This window comes from Kribbella sp. NPDC051137, assembly GCF_040682535.1.
GTDB lineage: Bacteria > Actinomycetota > Actinomycetes > Propionibacteriales > Kribbellaceae > Kribbella > Kribbella karoonensis.
In genome coordinates, this window is record NZ_JBFBBI010000009.1 from 248,092 (window position 1) to 264,057 (window position 15,966).

Here is a 15,966-nt window from a genome sequence, read left to right on the forward strand (position 1 = left end):
TCAGTTCTTCACCGATCCTGCCGTCAGTCCGTCGAGGAGTTGTTTGCGCAGCATGATGAACACGACCAGCGACGGGATCGCCGCGAGCACCGATCCGGCGAGGACCAGGTCCACCTGGTGACTCTGAGCGCCGTACACGGTCGCGAGACCGAGCGCGAGCGTGTACCGGTGCGGATCCGAGACCACGATCAGCGGCCAGAGGAACGTGTTGTAGCTGTTGAGGAAGTTCCACACCGCCAGCGCTCCGAGCGCCGGACGCAGCAGCGGCAGCACCAGCCGGAGGAAGATGCCGAACTCCGTGCAGCCGTCGATCCGGCCGGCCTCGATGATCTCGTCCGGGACGGTCTGCTCGATGTACTGACGCATCATGAATATCCCGAACGCCGGTGCTACCCAGGGCACGATCATCGCGAAGAACGGCTCGGTCAGGCCGGTCTTGGTCAGCACGACGAACAGCGGCAGGACGACGACGGCGTACGGCACGGCCAGCGACGAGAACATGATGTCGAACAACGTGCCCTTGCCCCGGAACCGGTACTTCGCAAAGGCGAACCCCGCCAGCGAACACACGAGTACGGCGACCGCCGTCGATGCGACCGCGACGATCAGCGTCGTGTAGAACCAGCTGACGAACGGCTGCTGCTGGATCAGGTGCACGTAGTTGACGAACGTGGCGGGTGACGGGAGGAGCTTAGGCGGGTACTGGAAGATGTCGCTGCGTTCCTTGAAAGACGCTGACAGCGCCCACAGCATCGGCAGGATGAAGATCGCCGCGAGCAGGACCAGGAAGCCGTACAACGCGACTCTGCCGACACTCGGCCGGCCGGAGCGGGCCGGGTTCGCGGCGGGTGCGCGGGTTGCCGTGGCCATCACTTGCTCCTTCCGACGCCGAGGGCCCAGTTGGCCAGCCGGCCGAGTACGAACACGATCACGAACAACGTGAACCCGGACGCGGCGGCGTACCCGATCTCCTGACGCTGGAACGCGGCCCGGTAGACGAACTGGGCGACCGACATGGTCGCCCCGTCGGGACCGCCGGCGGTGAGCAGGTACGGCTCCTCGAAGATCTGCGCCGACCCGACGAGGACGACCACGACCACGAACGCCGTCACCGGGCGCAACGACGGCACGGTCACGTGCCAGAACCTGGAGAGCGGCCCGGCGCCGTCCACCTCGGCCGCCTCGTACAACTCCCGCGGAACCCCCTGCAGGCCGGCCAGGAAGAAGATCGTCAGGTACCCCGTCCAGCGCCAGATGACGAGGATCGCGACGCTGACCTTGGCCCAGCCCGGACTGCCCAGCCAGTCGATCCCGCCGAACCCGAAGACCGCCTTCAGTACGGCGTTGATCAGCCCGAAGTTCTTGTCGTACAGGAGCTGGAAGACCAGCGCGATGATGATCGGCGACAGCACGACCGGCGTGAAGTAGATCAGCCGGAACATGTCCCGGCCGCGCAACCCGCGGGCGTTCAGCGCCTGCGCGACGAGCAGCGACGCCGGCACGATCACCGCGACGCTGAGCGCGACGTAGATCGCGGTGTTGCGCAGCGACTGGAAGAAGTCCGCATCGGAGAACAACCTGCTGAAGTTCGCGAAGCCGACCCACTGCGGTGACCCGAAGCCACCCCACTCCGTGAACGACAGGTACGCACCGACCCCGATCGGCACGATCAGGAACAGGGCGTACAGGACGTAGAACGGCGAGATGAAGACGTACGGCGCGATCCGCGGCCCGACCCGGGCGAGCCGCCGCGCCCGCGGGCGTCCGTCCGGATCCCTGCCGCCCGGCGGAGCCGACCTGGTCACCGACAAGGTGCCGCTCACTTCGTCTGGCTCTCGTACTGGGCCATTGCGTCCTTCACCGCCTGATCGGCGCTGATCGCCCCCGTCTGCGCCTTCTGGATCGCTCCGCCGAGCGCGTCGATCAGCGTGGTCGCGTCGGCGCTCTGGTGGAACGGCGGCGCCTGCGCCGCGATCTCCTTGTAGATCGGGAACACCTTCTGCCCGCCGAGATACGCGTCGGTGTAGGTGTTGAACTCCGGTGCGTCGTACAACGACTTCATCGTCGGCAGATAACCCGCCGTCTTGAACCGCAGCAACTGACCGGCCTTGGTCAGGTACGTGTACTTCACCAGGTCGATCGCGGCCTGCGTGTTCGGCTTGTCCTTCACCACCGCGAAGCCGGTGCCGCCGAGCGCCGCCCCGACACCGCCGCCCGCGCTGAACTTCGGCAGCGTACGGACCCGCCACAGGCCCTTCTGCTTCGGGACGTTCGCCTGCAGGCCGTAGACGTTGTACCAGTTCGGCATGAAGGTCGCGATCAGCTTCTCCGACTTGAGCGCCGCGGCGTTCGGCGCGCCGTACGGATCCGGGACCATCGTGAAGAACCCGCTCTTCAGCGAGTCGGCCATGAACTTGATCACCGCCACCGCCTCGGGGGTGTCGATCGTCGGCTTTCCGCTCTCGTCGAAGAGGTTCAGCCCGCGCTGCTGGTACAGCTGCCGGAACGTACCGAGTGCCGCTCCCGGCTCGCCGTTGCAGCAGATACCCAGCGCCTTCCCGGCCGCCAGCGCGCCCTTCGCCGCCGCCTGCAGCTCCTCCCAGCTCCCGACGTCCTCGGGAATGCCGTACTTCTTGAACAGGTCGGGGCGGTAGTAGAGCACGGTCGGGCACGTGTCGGACTCCAGCGCGTACGCCTTCCCGTCGACGGTGTAGTCGGCGAGCCGGAGCAGGTCGCTCTTCTGCTCGTCGTTGAGTTCGCTCGACCAGTCGACCAGCACGGACGGCGCGATGTTCTGCTTCATCATCCGCGGGAACTGGCTGACCTCGAGACCGGCGATGTCGGGGGTGCCCTTCTTGGCCTGGGCCTGGGCGATCAGCTTCGTCACCACCGCGTCGGCGGCCAGCGACGTGACACCGAGCGAGAACGTGAACGGGTAGGTCTTGGCCGCGTTCGCGGCCTTCGCCGACGCCGTGTAGGTCTTCACGTACCCGGGGTCGTGCGTCCAGAAGTCCAGCTTCACGGCGCCGGACTGGGTGGCTTTGCTCTTGCCACCGTCACCGCAGCCCGCCACCAGCGGGGCCGCGGCGACACTGCCGGCCAGCATCCCGGCCGAGCGGAGGAAGTTGCGGCGAGACATGTCAGCCATGGTTGGTCCCCTCGACTGTGGAGTTCCTCATTGCGGAGGATCTTGCTGCGGACAGCCGAAGCTGTCAATATTAATTCGTAAATTACGAGCAAATCGAGGAGCGCGGATGCGGCTGGCTGGGCGGGTGATCGTGGTGACCGGGGCCGCGTCGGGGATCGGTGCCGCGTGCGCCGAGCGGGCGGTGGCCGAAGGTGCGCAGGTTGTGCAGGTGGACGTCAGGCCCTGCCCGGAGCTGCCGGGGAAGGCGATCGCCGTGGTCGGTGACGTCGCGGCGGCGGACACCTGGGCGGAGGTGCGGTCGCGCGGGCGCGACGAGCTCGGCCCGATCGACGGCCTGGTCAGCAACGCGGTCGTCGTCGACGTGAAGCCGGCACACGAGCTCTCGCCGCCGTCCTGGCAACGACAGCTCGACGTCAACCTGACCGCCGCGTTCCTCGGTTTCCGGACGCTGTACGACGACCTCGTCGCGGGCGCCGGGTCCGTCGTACTGGTGTCGTCGGTGCACGCGATCGCCGGCCTGCCGGGGCATCCGGCGTACGCCGCGACGAAAGGCGCACTGGTGTCGCTCGGACGCCAACTCGCGGTCGAGTACGGTCGGGACATCCGTGTGAACACCGTGCTCCCGGGTCCGGTCGTGACGGCGATGTGGGACCGCGTCGACGCCGAGGGCCGCGAGCGCAGCGCGCAGGCGACCGCGCTGAAACGCCTCGGGCAGCCGGACGAGGTGGCCCAGGCGGTGGCGTTCCTGCTGTCGTCCGAGGCATCGTTCGTGACCGCCGCGAGCCTGGTGGTCGACGGCGGATGGTCGGCAGTGAAGGACTCGGCGTGAGGGAGAGCAGGATGACGGGGATCCAGCGTGGGCTGCACGGACAGATCGTCGAGGAGATGGCGCAACGCATCCTGTCCGGGACGATCCCGGAGGGCGCGACCATCAACGTGACCGAGCTGCAGGCCGACCTCGGCGTCAGCCTGACCGCCGTCCGCGAGGCGCTGAAGGTGCTGACCGCGAAGGGACTGGTCGACGCGCGGCAGAAGCGCGGCACGTTCGTCCGGCCGCGCACGGACTGGAACCTGCTCGACGCGGACATGATCCGCTGGCACTTCAAGGACGCCGACGCCCGTCCGGAGTTGCTCGAGGAGCTGCACGAGGTCCGCGGCATCGTGGAGCCGGCCGCCGCCCGGCTGGCCGCCGTACGGGGTGACGACACGCATCTGGCCGCGCTGGACGCGGCGCTCGCGGCGATGGAGTCCGCGGGCGACGACCTGGCCGCGGTGGCCGCCGACCTGGCGTTCCACCGGGCGTTGCTCGCGGCAACGGGTAACGAACTGCTGACCAAGATGGAAGTGATCATGGAGACCGGGCTCGCCGACCGCGACCGGCTGGTGCACAAGGTCAAGCCGTCCGACGACCCGGTGCCGAGCCACCGGCGGGTCGTGGAGGCGGTCCGCGCGCACGACCCCGAGGGCGCCGAGCTCGCGATGCGCGAACTGCTGGCGAAGGCGGCCGAGGACCTCACCGAGGTCCGCGGCTCGAAGGGGCGCCGGTGAAGATCGAGAGGATCGAGACGTTCCTCGTCCCGCCGCGCTGGCTGTTCTGCCGGATCGAGACGAGCGACGGCGTCGTCGGGTGGGGCGAACCGGTGGTCGAGGGCCGCGCCGAGGTAGTACGGGCGGCGATCGACGTACTCGCGGAGTACCTGATCGGCCAGGATCCGCTGCAGATCGAGCGGCACTGGCAGGTGCTGACGAAGGGCGGGTTCTACCGCGGCGGGCCGGTGCTGAGCAGCGCGGTCGCGGGGCTCGACCATGCGTTGTGGGACATCGCGGGCAAGGTGTACGGCGCTCCGGTCGCGGCGCTCCTCGGCGGCCGGGTGCGCGACCGGGTCCGGGTCTACGCGTGGGTCGGCGGCGACGAGCCGTCGTCGATCGGTGAGGCTGTCGCCGAGCAGGTCGCCGCGGGGATGACAGCGGTGAAGATGAACGCCGGCGGGCAGCTCCAGGTCTCGCCGTCCGTTGCCGAGGTCAACGACATCGTCACGCGGCTGGCCGCCGCGCGGGCCGCCCTCGGTGATACCCGTGACGTCGCGATCGATCTGCACGGGCGGGTCGGCGTCGCCGGAGCGCGGCGGATCCTGCACGCGGTCGAGGGCCTGCAGCCGCTGTTCGTCGAGGAGCCGGTGCTGCCGGAGCAGATGGCGCATCTCCCCGAGGTCGTCGCGACGTCGACGGTCCCGGTGGCCCTGGGCGAGCGCCTGTACCACCGGTCCGACTTCCTGGCGCCGTTGAACGCCGGCGTCGCGGTCGTCCAGCCCGACGTGTCGCACGCCGGCGGGATCTCCGAGCTGCGGCGGATCGCCGTACTCGCCGACGTGCACGGCGCACTGCTCGCACCGCACTGCCCGCTCGGGCCGATCTCGCTCGCGGCGTCGCTGCAGGTGTCGTTCAGCACGCCGAACTTCCTCATCCAGGAGCAGAGCCGGGGCATCCACTACAACGTGACCAGCGACCTCACGTCGTACGTCGTGGATCCGGCGCCGTTCAGCTGGATCGACGGGCACGCGGAGTGGAATCCCCTGCCAGGCTTGGGAATCACCGTCGACGAACAGGCCGTCCGCGCCGCGGACCGGACCGGCCACGCCTGGCGCAACCCGGTCTGGACCCACGACGACGGATCGTTCGCCGAATGGTGACTGTCATCCGAGTGGCAGATCGAGTACGGCGTCGGGTACCGACGTGCTGTTGGTGGTGCGGATGCTGTTGAGCTCCGCCGACGTCAGCGCCCGCTTGTAGAGGCGGACCTCGTCCATGGACCCGTCGAAGTGATGTGCCCCGTCCAGCCGCTGCCCGACGTACATCTTGAACGGCCGGCCGGGGCTGACCGATCCGGTCGGGGCCGCGACGCTCGCGGCCTGCGTGCCGTCGACCCAGATCGACAACGTCCCGGCCTTCCGCTGCAACGCGACGTGATGCCAGGCGTTGTCGTTGTAGGCCTTCGCGGTCTGCACGGAGGCGGTGTTCCCGCCGGTCGTGATCAGTCCGCGAATCCGCCCGTCGGCGGGCTCCGCTCTGAGCCAGAACTGCGAGAACTCGTTGATCCCGTAGCCCCAGAAGATCGCCTGCGGTGTGCTGGACGCGCCGTACCTGATCCACGCCGTCGCGGTGAAGTCGCCGGCCCCGACCGCGAGCGACTCGGCGTACGGCAACTGGATCGCGTCGTCGACGCCGTCGAAGTCCCGCGCCTGCCCGAACTTGCCGCCGGTCGCCACCGGACCGCCGCGCAGGTAGCTGTCGTTCCCGTACCCGGACACGTCCGGGGTCGTCGGACCGAGTGGCGCGTCCGGGTGGCCGATGTCGTTCTCGGTGAACCGGGCGAACCTGATCTGGTCGCGGGCGTCGACCGTGCCGCCCTCGTACAGCAGGCCGATCTCGCCGGTGTCCAGGACCGCCAGATCCGAGTAGCCGGACCAGTCGTCGGTGATTCGGGTGCCGTCGGCAACGGACTGCCAGGTCTTCCCCTCGTCGAAGCTCGATCGGATGGTCATGTACCGGCGACGGTCCGGGTCGGCCGGTGCCGCGAACAGGATCCGGTTGTACATGTCGCCGCGGTCGACCGCGCGCAACCGTTGCAGCGACCCCTGGACGACAGGCGTGGTCAGCCCGGAAACCGTGGAAAACGGTGCGGAAAACGTTTCGCCTCCGTCGTTGCTGACCGCGGACATCCGGCTCGCGCCCGACGTACCGGCGTTGTTCCGGGCGCCGGCGTACACGCCGCCGTCGACCTTCTCGACGACGCTGATCTCCTGCGGGGTGGCGTCCGAGCGAAGGTCGGTCGCGCCCTTGTGCCAGGTCACGCCGTGGTCGTCGCTGTAGACGAGCTGGCCCGCGTTCTGCCCGGCGCCGTTGTCGTAGTTGGTGCCCGCGACCAGCCGGCCGGCGTGGGTGCCGCGGGTGAGCTGGATGCCGTGCACGGGACCGGTCGCGTACCAGCCCCACGCCGGGTCGTCGATCTGGTCGCCGATGTTCTTCGCCGTGGACCAGGTCCGGCCGTCGTCGTCGCTGGTCTGGACGTACGGCGTCCGCGGGCGGCTCGTCGTACCGGGGTCCATCGTCGAGAACAGGACGATCCGGCCGGTCTCGTAGTCGACGATCGGCGCGGGGTTGCCGCGGGTGGCGACCGCGTTCGGGTCGGTGTCGGTACCGGACAGGACGGTCTGGGTGGCCGACCAGGTGCGGCCGTCGTCGTCGGAGCGGCGCATGACCAGGTCGATCTCCTGGGAGTCCGCGCACCAGGCGCGCCGTGCCTCGGCGAACGCGAGCAGCGTGCCGGCCTTGGTCTTCACGATCGCGGGGATGCGGTAGCAGCCGTAGCCGGCATCCCCCTTGTCGAACAGAACGGTGGTGGTGACGGCTGCCTGGGCGGGTGGAAGCGGTACGGCGAGGGTCAGCACGAGCGCCGTCGCCAGAGCGGTGAACCTGGGCATGAGCGGATGCCTCCTGAAAGTAAACAACGGGGCGGTTGTTCACTAGGAAATTCAGCCACAGATCGGGCGTCCACACCAGAGGTCATGGGACGTCCTATGTCTGCGCTGTCACATAGATTGGGAATCATGGACCTGCTTGCCGAACTCCGGAGCCGGAAACTGCTCGCGATCATCCGCGCCGACCGTGCGGACACCGCGCTCGACTGCGTCGAGACCCTTGTCGAGGCGGGCATCACCGCACTCGAGATCTCCCTCACCACCCCCGGCGGCGTCGAGGCGATCGCGAAGGCGCGTTCGCTGTACGACCCGCACATCCTGATCGGGGCCGGCACCGTGGTCACCGCCGACCAGGCCTCGGCGGTCGCCGAGGCGCAAGCGGACTTCAGCGTCACCCCCGCGATCACCCGCGGCGCGCACCGCTCGGTGGAGCTCGGCCTCCCGCTGCTCTGCGGCGCCCTCACCCCGACCGAGGTGATCGCCGCGCTCGACCTGGGTGCCACCGCGGTCAAGATCTTCCCCGCCAAACTGCACGGGCCCGGCTACCTCTCCGAGCTCCGTGCCCCGCTCCCCGACGCCCCGCTGATCGCCGTCGGCGGCGTCGACGCCCAGTCCGCCCCGAAGTACCTCGAGGCCGGCGCGCTGGCGGTAGGCGTCGGCTCGCCGCTGCTCGGCCCCGCCGCCAACGGGGGCCCGCTGTCCGATCTGGCGATCCGTGCCGGCACGTTCCGTACCGAACTCGGCATCTGACGGACCCGTCCCCGCTTGCGACCCGCCCGGTCGCCCCAGCTCCCGGAGTATGTGAGATGACAGATCTGCTGACGCTCGGCGAGACGATGGTTTCGGTGCGGACCGCGCGGCCCATGCGGCTGGGCGGGGACGCGCAGCTGTCGATCGCCGGCTCCGAGAGCAACGTAGCGATCGGTGTGGCCCGGCTGGGGCACGACGTCACCTGGTTGAGTGCCGTGGGCAACGACGAGCCGGGCCGGTTGATCCGGCGCACGCTACGCGCCGAGAACGTCGACGTCCGGGTCCGGTTCTCCGACGAGGCGTTCACCGGGTTCATCGCGTTCGACCAGCCGTCGCACGACATCACCCGCGTCAGCTACCACCGCCGCGGATCCGCCGCCTCCACGCTGACGGCTGAGGAGACCACCGCCGCGATCGCCGCACTGTCGCCGACGTTGCTCCACGTCACAGGTATCACCCCGGCGCTCTCGGACACCGCCCGAGCCGCGACGCTGGCCGCCGTACGCACGACCGACGCGCAGGTCTCCCTCGACGTGAACTACCGCGCCCGCCTCTGGTCCCGCACCGAGGCCGCGGCAACCCTCCGCGAACTCCTCCCCCACATCCAGACCGTCTTCGCCTCCGACGACGAACTGGATCTGCTGTCCGACGCCGAAGACCCGATCGCCGATCTACTGCAGACAGTGCACACGGTCGTCGTAACCGCCGGCGGTAAGGGTGCCTGGTCGCACACCCGCACACCCGAGCCGCTGACCATCCACCGCCCCGCGCTGCCCGTCACGGTGGTCGACAGCATCGGCGCCGGCGACGCGTTCGTCTCCGGCTACCTCTCCGCCACCCTCGACAACCTCTCCCCCGAGGCCCGCCTCGACCGCGCCACCACCTCCGGCGCCTTCTGCGTCACGGCCTACGGCGACTGGGAATCCCTCCCGACCCGCGAAGACCTCACCCTCCTCACCCACGCCCAAGGCACCGCCCTCCGTTAGGGCGTGCGGCGGAACTGGGCACGGCACTCTCCCGGCGCCTTGCCGGTACGACGTCGTCCGGGAGCTCACCCGCAGCTCACCGGCCAGCCGGCTGATCGTCCGCCCGGAAGCGCCGCTCTACTGATCCTCCGCGGGAAACAGGATCGGGCTGAGGAGATAACGGGCGCGATCCGGTGTCGCCTCGTTCGACAGCACCGGGAGGATCGCGGCGCGCAGGCCCTCGATCAGCTGGTGGAGTTCGGCCTGGGTGAGCCAGATGCCGTGCTGGCGATAGCCGACCAGGTCCGCGATCGGGTCCGCTCCGTCGCGTTCGGTGTACGCCGTGAACTCCGCCAGCAGCGCGGCCATCGCCGTCGCGAACCCGCGCCGGTGGTCCTCGACCGTCAACTGCTCCAGTTCCTCCGGCGTGATCGACGCCCGGTCGGCCTGGAGCCGGAACCGTCGCTCGACCGCGCCCCGGACCCGCCGTTCCTCCGCGACCTCGAGGATCCCGCCCTCGGCGAGCAGCTCGACATGCCGATACAACGTCGCCTTCGACACGTCCGCGATCCGCTCACCGAGCTCGCCGGTCGTCAGCTCCCGGCCGCCGCGCAACGCATGCACGATCCGCAACCGCACCGGATGCCCCAGCAGTTCCAACGGACCCATGGCGCAACGATCTCACGTCGTGTTACCTTTCTCAAACGATGAGAAAGGTAGAACGATGACCGCCTGGACTCCCCCGCCGTACGCCGATCCGGCCGCCTTCACCGAACGCGACATCACCCTGGACGCCGACGGCCGCACTGTTCCCGGCACGCTGACGCTGCCCAAGGAGCCAACCGGCCGCGGTGTCGTCCTGCTGACCGGCGGGGGTCCGTGGGACCGCGACGAGACCAGCGGACCGAACAAGCCGCTGAAGGATCTCGCGTGGGGCCTGGCGACGCAGGGCATCGCGGTACTGCGCTTCGACAAGGTCACCGCGAACCGCCCCGAGGCGATGGCGGCACCCGGCTACACGATGACGTCGGAGTACGTCCCGCACGGGACCGCCGCCGTACGGCTGCTCGCCGAACACGTCGACCGGGTCTTCCTCGTCGGGCACAGCATGGGCGGCAAGATCGCCCCGAAGATCGCCACCGAGGAACCGCTGGTGGCGGGCGTCGTGATCATGGCCGGCGACACCCAGCCGATGCAGTACGCCGCCGTTCGCGTGATGCGCTACCTGGCGTCGTCGAGCCCCGAGGCAGTGCCGCCGGAGACCATCGCAGTCTTCGAACGCCAGGCGCTCGCGGCCGACACCGTCACCGCGAACACTCCGTCGTCGGACCTTCCCTTCGGTATGCCGGCGTCGTTCTGGCTGGATCAGCGCGATTACGACCCGGTCGCGACGGCCGCGAAACTCGACGTACCGATCCTCGTCCTGCAAGGCGGTCGCGACTACCAGATCACCGTCGCCGACGACCTCCCCGCCTGGCGCGAAGGCCTCCCCGACGCGACCATCACGGTCCTCGCCGCCGACAACCACTCCTTCTTCGCCGGCACGGGTCCGTCCACGATGGCCGACTACTCGGTCGCCCAGCACGTCGACCCGGAGGCCGTCGCCGCGATCACGGCCTGGCTGGCCGAGCACGCCGGACGGCTTGATCCGGAGAGCTGAGCGTAGGTCCCGGACAGGTTGGGACCTACAGCCATGCTGGATGCGAAGTGCCCGACACACGTTGGTGGTGGAGGTGGTTCCGATGTCCGGACGACTGACAGCCCCGCCCCAGGACCGGCGCAGAACGACGCAGCCCGGTCACTCCGCAACGGTGCGCGCGTGGGTGGCTCTGGCTTTCTACCCGCTCAGCTTCGTGGCCGCGTTCGTCGTCGGTGAAGGTCTGCTGTCGTGGTACGGGTATTCCGACCAGGGCGCTCCGCTCTGGGCAACTGTCGCCGCGGCCGGCCCCGCCCTGCTGATCTTCGTGATCCCGGGAATCTTCGCGGTCGCGTACGGGCTCCAGGCGGTCCGCCAAGGCAACCGCGAAGGCCAGACACCGGCACTGGTCGGCGTCGCGGTCGGCGCCGGCATGATCGGGATGAACGTCGTGGCCGGGGTCATCGCTGCGTTGACGTGACCACGACGGAACCCGGATCCGGGCCCGCTCTACGACAGCAGCGCCGGGTCGGACTCCAGTTCGCGTTCGGGCTCGAGCGGGAGCACGATCTTGAAGACCGTGCGGCCCGGCTCGGACTCCACCCGGAGGTCGCCGTGGTGCTTCTTGACCACGATCCGCCAGGAGATGTCCAGGCCGAGCCCGGTCCCCTCGCCGATCGGCTTCGTGGTGAAGAACGGCTCGAAGATCCGCCGCCGGATCTCCTCCGGGATGCCGGGTCCGGTGTCGCCGATCTCGACCACGGCGTACGCGCCGTCCCGCCGGGTCCGCAGCGTCAGCGTCCCGGAGCCGCCCATCGCGCTGACCGCGTTGTCGATGATGTTCGTCCACACCTGGTTGAGCTCCGCGGCGTACGCCGGGATCGCCGGCAGCTCCGGGTCGAACTCCTTGACGATCTGGTACCCCTGGAGCTTGCCCGACATCATCACCAGCGTCGACTTGAGCAGCTCGCGCAGATCCACGGTCTGGTACGGCGCCCGGTCGATCTGCGAGTACTGCTTGGCGGCGCCGACGAGCGTGGAGATCCGGGTGACCGAGTCGTCGATCTCGTTCATCAACGACTCGGTGTCGATCGTGTACATCAGCCACCGGACGGCACCTTCGAGGTACTTCGGGCCGACCGCCGTCAGCACCTCCTCCATCCACGGCACGTCGAGGCCGGCCTGTGCCAGCACCGGCGCGACGTCCCAGCTCGCCTGCACGTCGTGGTCGTCCAGCCAGTCGGTGAGCGTGTCCTCGCGATCGGACAGCTCCAGCGGCGGGACGTCCTTGTCCTTGTTCTTCTCCAGCCGCTCGACCGCGTCGTCCTGGAGCGCGACGATCTGGTGCAGCTTGGTCGCGTCGAGCGTCCCGTCCGCGAGCATCGCCAGCTTCGACCGCATCCCGGAGACCCGCTGCCGCAGGGTCGCCGCGGCCCGGACCGCCGCGGCCGCAGGGTTGTTCAGCTCGTGGGTGAGGCCCGCGGACAACGAGCCGAGGGCGAGCAGCCGTTCGCGTTCCCCGAGCGTCTCGTTGGTACGCCGCATCCCCATCACGAAGCCCTCGATCAGGTGCACCGCCATCGGGAACCAGGTGTTCATCATCGTCGCCATCGTCTCGGCGCTGATCACGAAGAACTCCGACGGCTGCGTCACCTGCATCGTCGCCGTGTACGACTTGTGGTCGTTGGCACCGAAGAACGCGTTGAACGCACCGGAGTAGACCCCGCGCTGGCCGGTCCGGTTGATCTCGACCAGCTCGCCGTGCGAGAGCTTGCAGAGCCGGATCTCACCGCTGAGCAGGACGTAGCAGCAGGTCGCCTCGTCGCCCTCGTTGAAGACGATCCCGTCGTGCACCTCCTCGACGTACCCCGCCTCGGAGAGCCAGCCGAGCTGCTCGTCGGTGAGGCTCTCGAAGAGGAACAGCGTGCGCAGCTCGTCCGGGCTCAGTCGCCGCGGCTCGGTCTGATCGGTCATCAGAGCATCTCCAGGTATCGGTGCACCAGTGTCACGGCCATCGCTCCGTCGCCGACCGCGGAGGCGACCCGCTTCACCGACTCGGCCCGGACGTCGCCCGCGGCGAACACGCCCGGCATGCTCGTCTCGAGGTGGTACGGCTCCCGGTCCAGCACCCAGCCCGGCGGTCTGCCGTGCAGGTCGGGGCCGGTGAGCACGAAGCCGCGCTCGTCGCGGAGCAGGTCACCGGGCAGCCAGTCGGTCCGCGGCGCCGCGCCGATGAACACGAACATCCACTCCGTGTCCACCTCGCGCTTCTCCCCGGTCTCGCTGTTCAGCAGGGTGAGATGTTCCAGGTGCTCCGAGCCCATACAGGAAACGACCTGCGTGCAGGTGTGCACCTCGATGTTGTCGATCGCATCGATCTGGTCGATGAGGTACGACGACATCGTCGCGGTGAGCGATGGTCCTCTCACCAGCATATGCACGCGTTTCGCATGCCTCGAGAAATAGACCGCGGCCTGACCGGCCGAGTTCGCGCCGCCGATGATGTAGACCTCCGACCCGGCGCAGGCCGGCCCCTCAGTGGTGGCCGAGCCGTAGTAGATGCCGCGGCCGCAGAGATCGTCGACGCCGGGGGCCTGGAGGGTCCGGTACGAGACACCGGTCGCCAGGATCACCGAATGCGCCGAGATCTCGCTGCCGTCCGCGAACCGGAGCCGGCGGGCGTTCCCGAGCGTCTCCAGCCCGACCACCTGCCGGGTCGTCAGCAGCTCGGCCCCGAACCGGACCGCCTGCCGGCGCGCCCGGTCGGTGAGCTGCGCGCCGGACACGCCGTCCGGGAAGCCCAGGTAGTTCTCGATACGGCTCGACTGTCCGGCCTGGCCGCCGGTCGCCAGTTGCTCGACGAGGACGGTCCGGAGCCCTTCGCTGGCGCCGTACACCGCGGCCCCGAGCCCGGCCGGGCCGCCGCCGACCACGACCAGGTCGTAGAAGTCCTGCGCGGGCGCTGTGGTCAGGCCGACGTGTTGGGCCAGCTCGGCCTCGGACGGCGCGACCATCACCGTTGCGTCGGGCGTGATCACGACCGGCAGCGTCGTACCGTCGACCTCGGCAGCGTCGAGAAGTCGCCTGGCCTCTTCGTCGTCGACGTTCAGCCAGCGGTACGGCACGGCGTTCCGGGCGAGGAAGTCGCGGGCAGCGAACGACGGCGCCGACCAGCGGTGGCCGATCACCCGGGTCTCGTCGCCGGACGGCTCCGGGGTCGCCCTCCACAGGTCGAGCATCGCGTCGACCACCGGATACAGCTTCTCCTCCGGCGGGTTCCACGGCTTCAGCAGGTAGTGGTCCAGGTCGACGACGTTGATCGCCTGGATCGCGGCGTCGGTGTCGGCGTACGCCGTCAGCAGCACCCGGCGGGCCAGCGGGAACAGGTCCATCGCGGCCTCGAGGAACTCGATGCCGGACATCTGCGGCATCCGGTAGTCGGCCAGCAGCAGCGCGACCGGCTCGCCGCGGAGCTTCAGTTCCTTCAGCGCGTCGAGCGCCTGCGCCGGGCTCTCCGCCCGGACGATGCGGTTGTCCTCGCCGTACCGGCGGCGGAGGTCACGGGCTATCGACCGGGAAACGCCGGGATCGTCGTCCACGGTGAGGATCACCGAGCGGGTCGTTGACGCTGTCATGCCTCCTTCATACCAGCGACAACCCACAAACCAGGAGCGGTAATCCACAGGCCACGGCCCGGTCCGCGGGCGGCTACGGACCGGGCCGGGTCGGGCGGGCCTGTTACGGCAGGGAATCGAGGTACGGCGCGTGGCTGTTCCGGAACTCCCAGTCGTAGTAGTGGTCCCAGTTGATCGACCACGTCATCAGGCCGCGGAACCCGGGCGAAGGACCGCCGCGGAGGCTGTAGCCGCCGCAGTTCTGGCCCTTCACCAGGCAGTCGAGCGCCTCGTGCACGGCTGCCGGGGCGGTGTAGCCGTTGCCCGCGCTGACCGCCGCCGGGAGCCCGAAGCCGATCTGGTCGTCGCGCAGTCCCGGAAACGTCCGGCCGGTGTTCGCCACCGGGAACCCGGCCTTGACCATGTCGGTCATCGCGATGTGGAAGTCCGCGCCGCCCATGGTGTGGTACTGGTTGTCGAGCCCCATCACGGGCCCTGAGTTGTAGTCCTGGACGTGCAACACGGTCAGGAAGTCCCGCACCGCGTCGATCACCGGCAGGTACGACCCGGCGCGGTTGTCGTTGGATCCGCCGTAGAACTGGTATCCCACCTGCACGAAGAACGTCTCCGGCGCCATCGTCAGCACGAACTTGTCACCGTACTTCGCCTTCAGCGTCTTCAACGCGGAGACGAGGTTCACGATCACGGGGGTGGTCGGATTCTTGAAGTCGGTGTCGCCGGCGTCGAGGTACAGCGAGTGCCCCTCGAAGTCGACGTCCAGCCCGTCCAGCCCGTACTTGTCGATGATCGCGCCGACCGAACTGACGAACGTGTCCCGGGCCGCCGTCGTCGTGAGCTGCACCTGCCCGTTGGCGCCCCCGATCGAGATCAGCACCTTCTTCCCGGCCGCCTGTTTGGCTCGGATGGCAGTGATGAAGTCCGCGTCGCTTTCCACCTCCGGGCACTCGGCCGCCGGACAGCGGTTGAACCGGATGTCCCCCGATGTCGGACTCGTCGGCTCCCCGAAAGCCAGGTCGATGATGTCCCACTCGTCCGGTACGTCGGCCATCCGCACGTATCCGGACCCGTTCCCGAAACTCGCGTGCAGGTACCCGATCAACGCATGCGTCGCCGACTCCGGTCCCGCCTGAGCTGGCAGGGCCGCACCGGTGAGCAACACCCCGAGAACCACCGCAAGCCATCGCATGGTCATTAAGTAGAGACGTTCCGTAACTCCCGGTCAATGCATCGGCACGGCGGGTATCCGACGCTGTCGGATACCCGCTGGCAGATTCTCGCCAGCGGCTGGTTGAAGCCAAAACCGTGTAGTCGGGGCGATCGGTTGGCAGGCTCTTCGGCGTCCGGGCTCGGGGGC

15 protein-coding genes are annotated in these 15,966 nt (G+C 69.0%); 7 read left to right on the forward strand and 8 right to left on the reverse strand.

Features of this window, described 5'->3' with window-relative positions:
* The 3 genes from AB0M51_RS41100 to AB0M51_RS41110 are packed head-to-tail and all read right to left on the reverse strand — an operon-like array spanning position 1 to position 3,148.
* Positions 1-870, reverse strand: a complete 870-nt coding sequence (locus tag AB0M51_RS41100) for a carbohydrate ABC transporter permease (RefSeq protein ID WP_344193432.1) — start codon at positions 868-870, stop codon at positions 1-3.
* Positions 870-1,823, reverse strand: coding sequence for a sugar ABC transporter permease (locus AB0M51_RS41105; RefSeq protein WP_344193430.1), 954 nt, complete (start codon positions 1,821-1,823; stop codon positions 870-872). The genes AB0M51_RS41100 and AB0M51_RS41105 overlap by 1 nt, the downstream gene beginning before the upstream one ends.
* The gene (locus tag AB0M51_RS41110) at positions 1,820-3,148 is read right to left on the reverse strand and encodes an ABC transporter substrate-binding protein (protein ID WP_344193428.1); all 1,329 of its coding nucleotides are present in this window, start codon (positions 3,146-3,148) and stop codon (positions 1,820-1,822) included. The genes AB0M51_RS41105 and AB0M51_RS41110 overlap by 4 nt, the downstream gene beginning before the upstream one ends.
* A gap of 106 nt (positions 3,149-3,254) precedes the next feature.
* On the opposite strand from AB0M51_RS41110, the gene AB0M51_RS41115 reads away from it, so the two are divergent.
* The 3 genes from AB0M51_RS41115 to dgoD are packed head-to-tail and all read left to right on the forward strand — an operon-like array spanning position 3,255 to position 5,838.
* Positions 3,255-3,977 carry an SDR family oxidoreductase gene (locus tag AB0M51_RS41115; protein WP_363754178.1) on the forward strand — a complete coding sequence of 241 codons (723 nt, stop codon included), beginning with the start codon at positions 3,255-3,257 and terminating at the stop codon, positions 3,975-3,977.
* Between the two features lie 11 nt (positions 3,978-3,988).
* Entirely contained in the window at positions 3,989-4,696 is a 708-nt protein-coding gene (locus AB0M51_RS41120; RefSeq protein ID WP_344193424.1) for an FCD domain-containing protein, read from the forward strand.
* Positions 4,693-5,838 (forward strand): galactonate dehydratase, encoded by a 1,146-nt coding sequence (gene dgoD / locus AB0M51_RS41125; protein WP_344193422.1) that lies wholly within the window; start codon positions 4,693-4,695, stop codon positions 5,836-5,838. Before AB0M51_RS41120 ends, dgoD begins: the two co-directional genes overlap by 4 nt.
* A gap of 3 nt (positions 5,839-5,841) precedes the next feature.
* On the opposite strand, the gene AB0M51_RS41130 is transcribed toward dgoD, so the two are convergent.
* Positions 5,842-7,629 (reverse strand): sialidase family protein, encoded by a 1,788-nt coding sequence (locus AB0M51_RS41130; protein WP_363754185.1) that lies wholly within the window; start codon positions 7,627-7,629, stop codon positions 5,842-5,844.
* A gap of 126 nt (positions 7,630-7,755) precedes the next feature.
* Here AB0M51_RS41130 and AB0M51_RS41135 point away from each other — a divergent pair, with 126 nt between their 5' ends.
* Entirely contained in the window at positions 7,756-8,376 is a 621-nt protein-coding gene (locus tag AB0M51_RS41135) for a bifunctional 4-hydroxy-2-oxoglutarate aldolase/2-dehydro-3-deoxy-phosphogluconate aldolase (RefSeq protein WP_363754189.1), read from the forward strand.
* Between the two features lie 56 nt (positions 8,377-8,432).
* On the forward strand, positions 8,433-9,362 hold the full coding sequence (locus AB0M51_RS41140) for a sugar kinase (RefSeq protein WP_363754192.1): 930 nt from the start codon (positions 8,433-8,435) through the stop codon (positions 9,360-9,362).
* A 117-nt stretch (positions 9,363-9,479) separates the two neighbouring features.
* Here AB0M51_RS41140 and AB0M51_RS41145 read toward each other — a convergent pair whose 3' ends face one another.
* Positions 9,480-10,010 carry a helix-turn-helix domain-containing protein gene (locus AB0M51_RS41145; protein ID WP_344193412.1) on the reverse strand — a complete coding sequence of 177 codons (531 nt, stop codon included), beginning with the start codon at positions 10,008-10,010 and terminating at the stop codon, positions 9,480-9,482.
* A gap of 55 nt (positions 10,011-10,065) precedes the next feature.
* On the opposite strand from AB0M51_RS41145, the gene AB0M51_RS41150 reads away from it, so the two are divergent.
* On the forward strand, positions 10,066-11,001 hold the full coding sequence (locus tag AB0M51_RS41150) for an alpha/beta fold hydrolase (RefSeq protein ID WP_363754197.1): 936 nt from the start codon (positions 10,066-10,068) through the stop codon (positions 10,999-11,001).
* Positions 11,002-11,164: 163 nt separating this feature from the next.
* On the forward strand, positions 11,165-11,458 hold the full coding sequence (locus tag AB0M51_RS41155; protein ID WP_363754200.1) for a hypothetical protein: 294 nt from the start codon (positions 11,165-11,167) through the stop codon (positions 11,456-11,458).
* A gap of 29 nt (positions 11,459-11,487) precedes the next feature.
* On the opposite strand, the gene AB0M51_RS41160 is transcribed toward AB0M51_RS41155, so the two are convergent.
* From AB0M51_RS41160 to AB0M51_RS41170, 3 genes are all read right to left on the reverse strand, one after another.
* Positions 11,488-12,951 (reverse strand): ATP-binding protein, encoded by a 1,464-nt coding sequence (locus AB0M51_RS41160; protein WP_363754203.1) that lies wholly within the window; start codon positions 12,949-12,951, stop codon positions 11,488-11,490.
* Entirely contained in the window at positions 12,951-14,612 is a 1,662-nt protein-coding gene (locus AB0M51_RS41165; RefSeq protein ID WP_363754206.1) for an FAD-dependent oxidoreductase, read from the reverse strand. The genes AB0M51_RS41160 and AB0M51_RS41165 overlap by 1 nt, the downstream gene beginning before the upstream one ends.
* 103 nt (positions 14,613-14,715) lie before the next feature.
* A complete protein-coding gene (locus AB0M51_RS41170) occupies positions 14,716-15,798 on the reverse strand; it encodes a chitinase (RefSeq protein ID WP_363754209.1) in 1,083 nt (360 codons plus the stop codon).
* Positions 15,799-15,966 lie beyond the last annotated feature (168 nt).

What these genes read in the sequence shown, in the direction of transcription:
- AB0M51_RS41120 (WP_344193424.1), top strand. Translation starts at nt 3,989, where the DNA reads ATGACGGGGATCCAGCGTGGGCTGCACGGACAGATCGTCGAGGAGATG.
- AB0M51_RS41150 (WP_363754197.1), top strand. Translation starts at nt 10,066, where the DNA reads ATGACCGCCTGGACTCCCCCGCCGTACGCCGATCCGGCCGCCTTCACC.
- AB0M51_RS41130 (WP_363754185.1), bottom strand. Translation starts at nt 7,629, where the DNA reads ATGCCCAGGTTCACCGCTCTGGCGACGGCGCTCGTGCTGACCCTCGCC.
- AB0M51_RS41160 (WP_363754203.1), bottom strand. Translation starts at nt 12,951, where the DNA reads ATGACCGATCAGACCGAGCCGCGGCGACTGAGCCCGGACGAGCTGCGC.
- AB0M51_RS41145 (WP_344193412.1), bottom strand. Translation starts at nt 10,010, where the DNA reads ATGGGTCCGTTGGAACTGCTGGGGCATCCGGTGCGGTTGCGGATCGTG.
- AB0M51_RS41100 (WP_344193432.1), bottom strand. Translation starts at nt 870, where the DNA reads ATGGCCACGGCAACCCGCGCACCCGCCGCGAACCCGGCCCGCTCCGGC.
- AB0M51_RS41135 (WP_363754189.1), top strand. Translation starts at nt 7,756, where the DNA reads ATGGACCTGCTTGCCGAACTCCGGAGCCGGAAACTGCTCGCGATCATC.
- AB0M51_RS41165 (WP_363754206.1), bottom strand. Translation starts at nt 14,612, where the DNA reads ATGACAGCGTCAACGACCCGCTCGGTGATCCTCACCGTGGACGACGAT.
- AB0M51_RS41170 (WP_363754209.1), bottom strand. Translation starts at nt 15,798, where the DNA reads ATGCGATGGCTTGCGGTGGTTCTCGGGGTGTTGCTCACCGGTGCGGCC.
- AB0M51_RS41115 (WP_363754178.1), top strand. Translation starts at nt 3,255, where the DNA reads ATGCGGCTGGCTGGGCGGGTGATCGTGGTGACCGGGGCCGCGTCGGGG.
- AB0M51_RS41140 (WP_363754192.1), top strand. Translation starts at nt 8,433, where the DNA reads ATGACAGATCTGCTGACGCTCGGCGAGACGATGGTTTCGGTGCGGACC.
- AB0M51_RS41110 (WP_344193428.1), bottom strand. Translation starts at nt 3,148, where the DNA reads ATGGCTGACATGTCTCGCCGCAACTTCCTCCGCTCGGCCGGGATGCTG.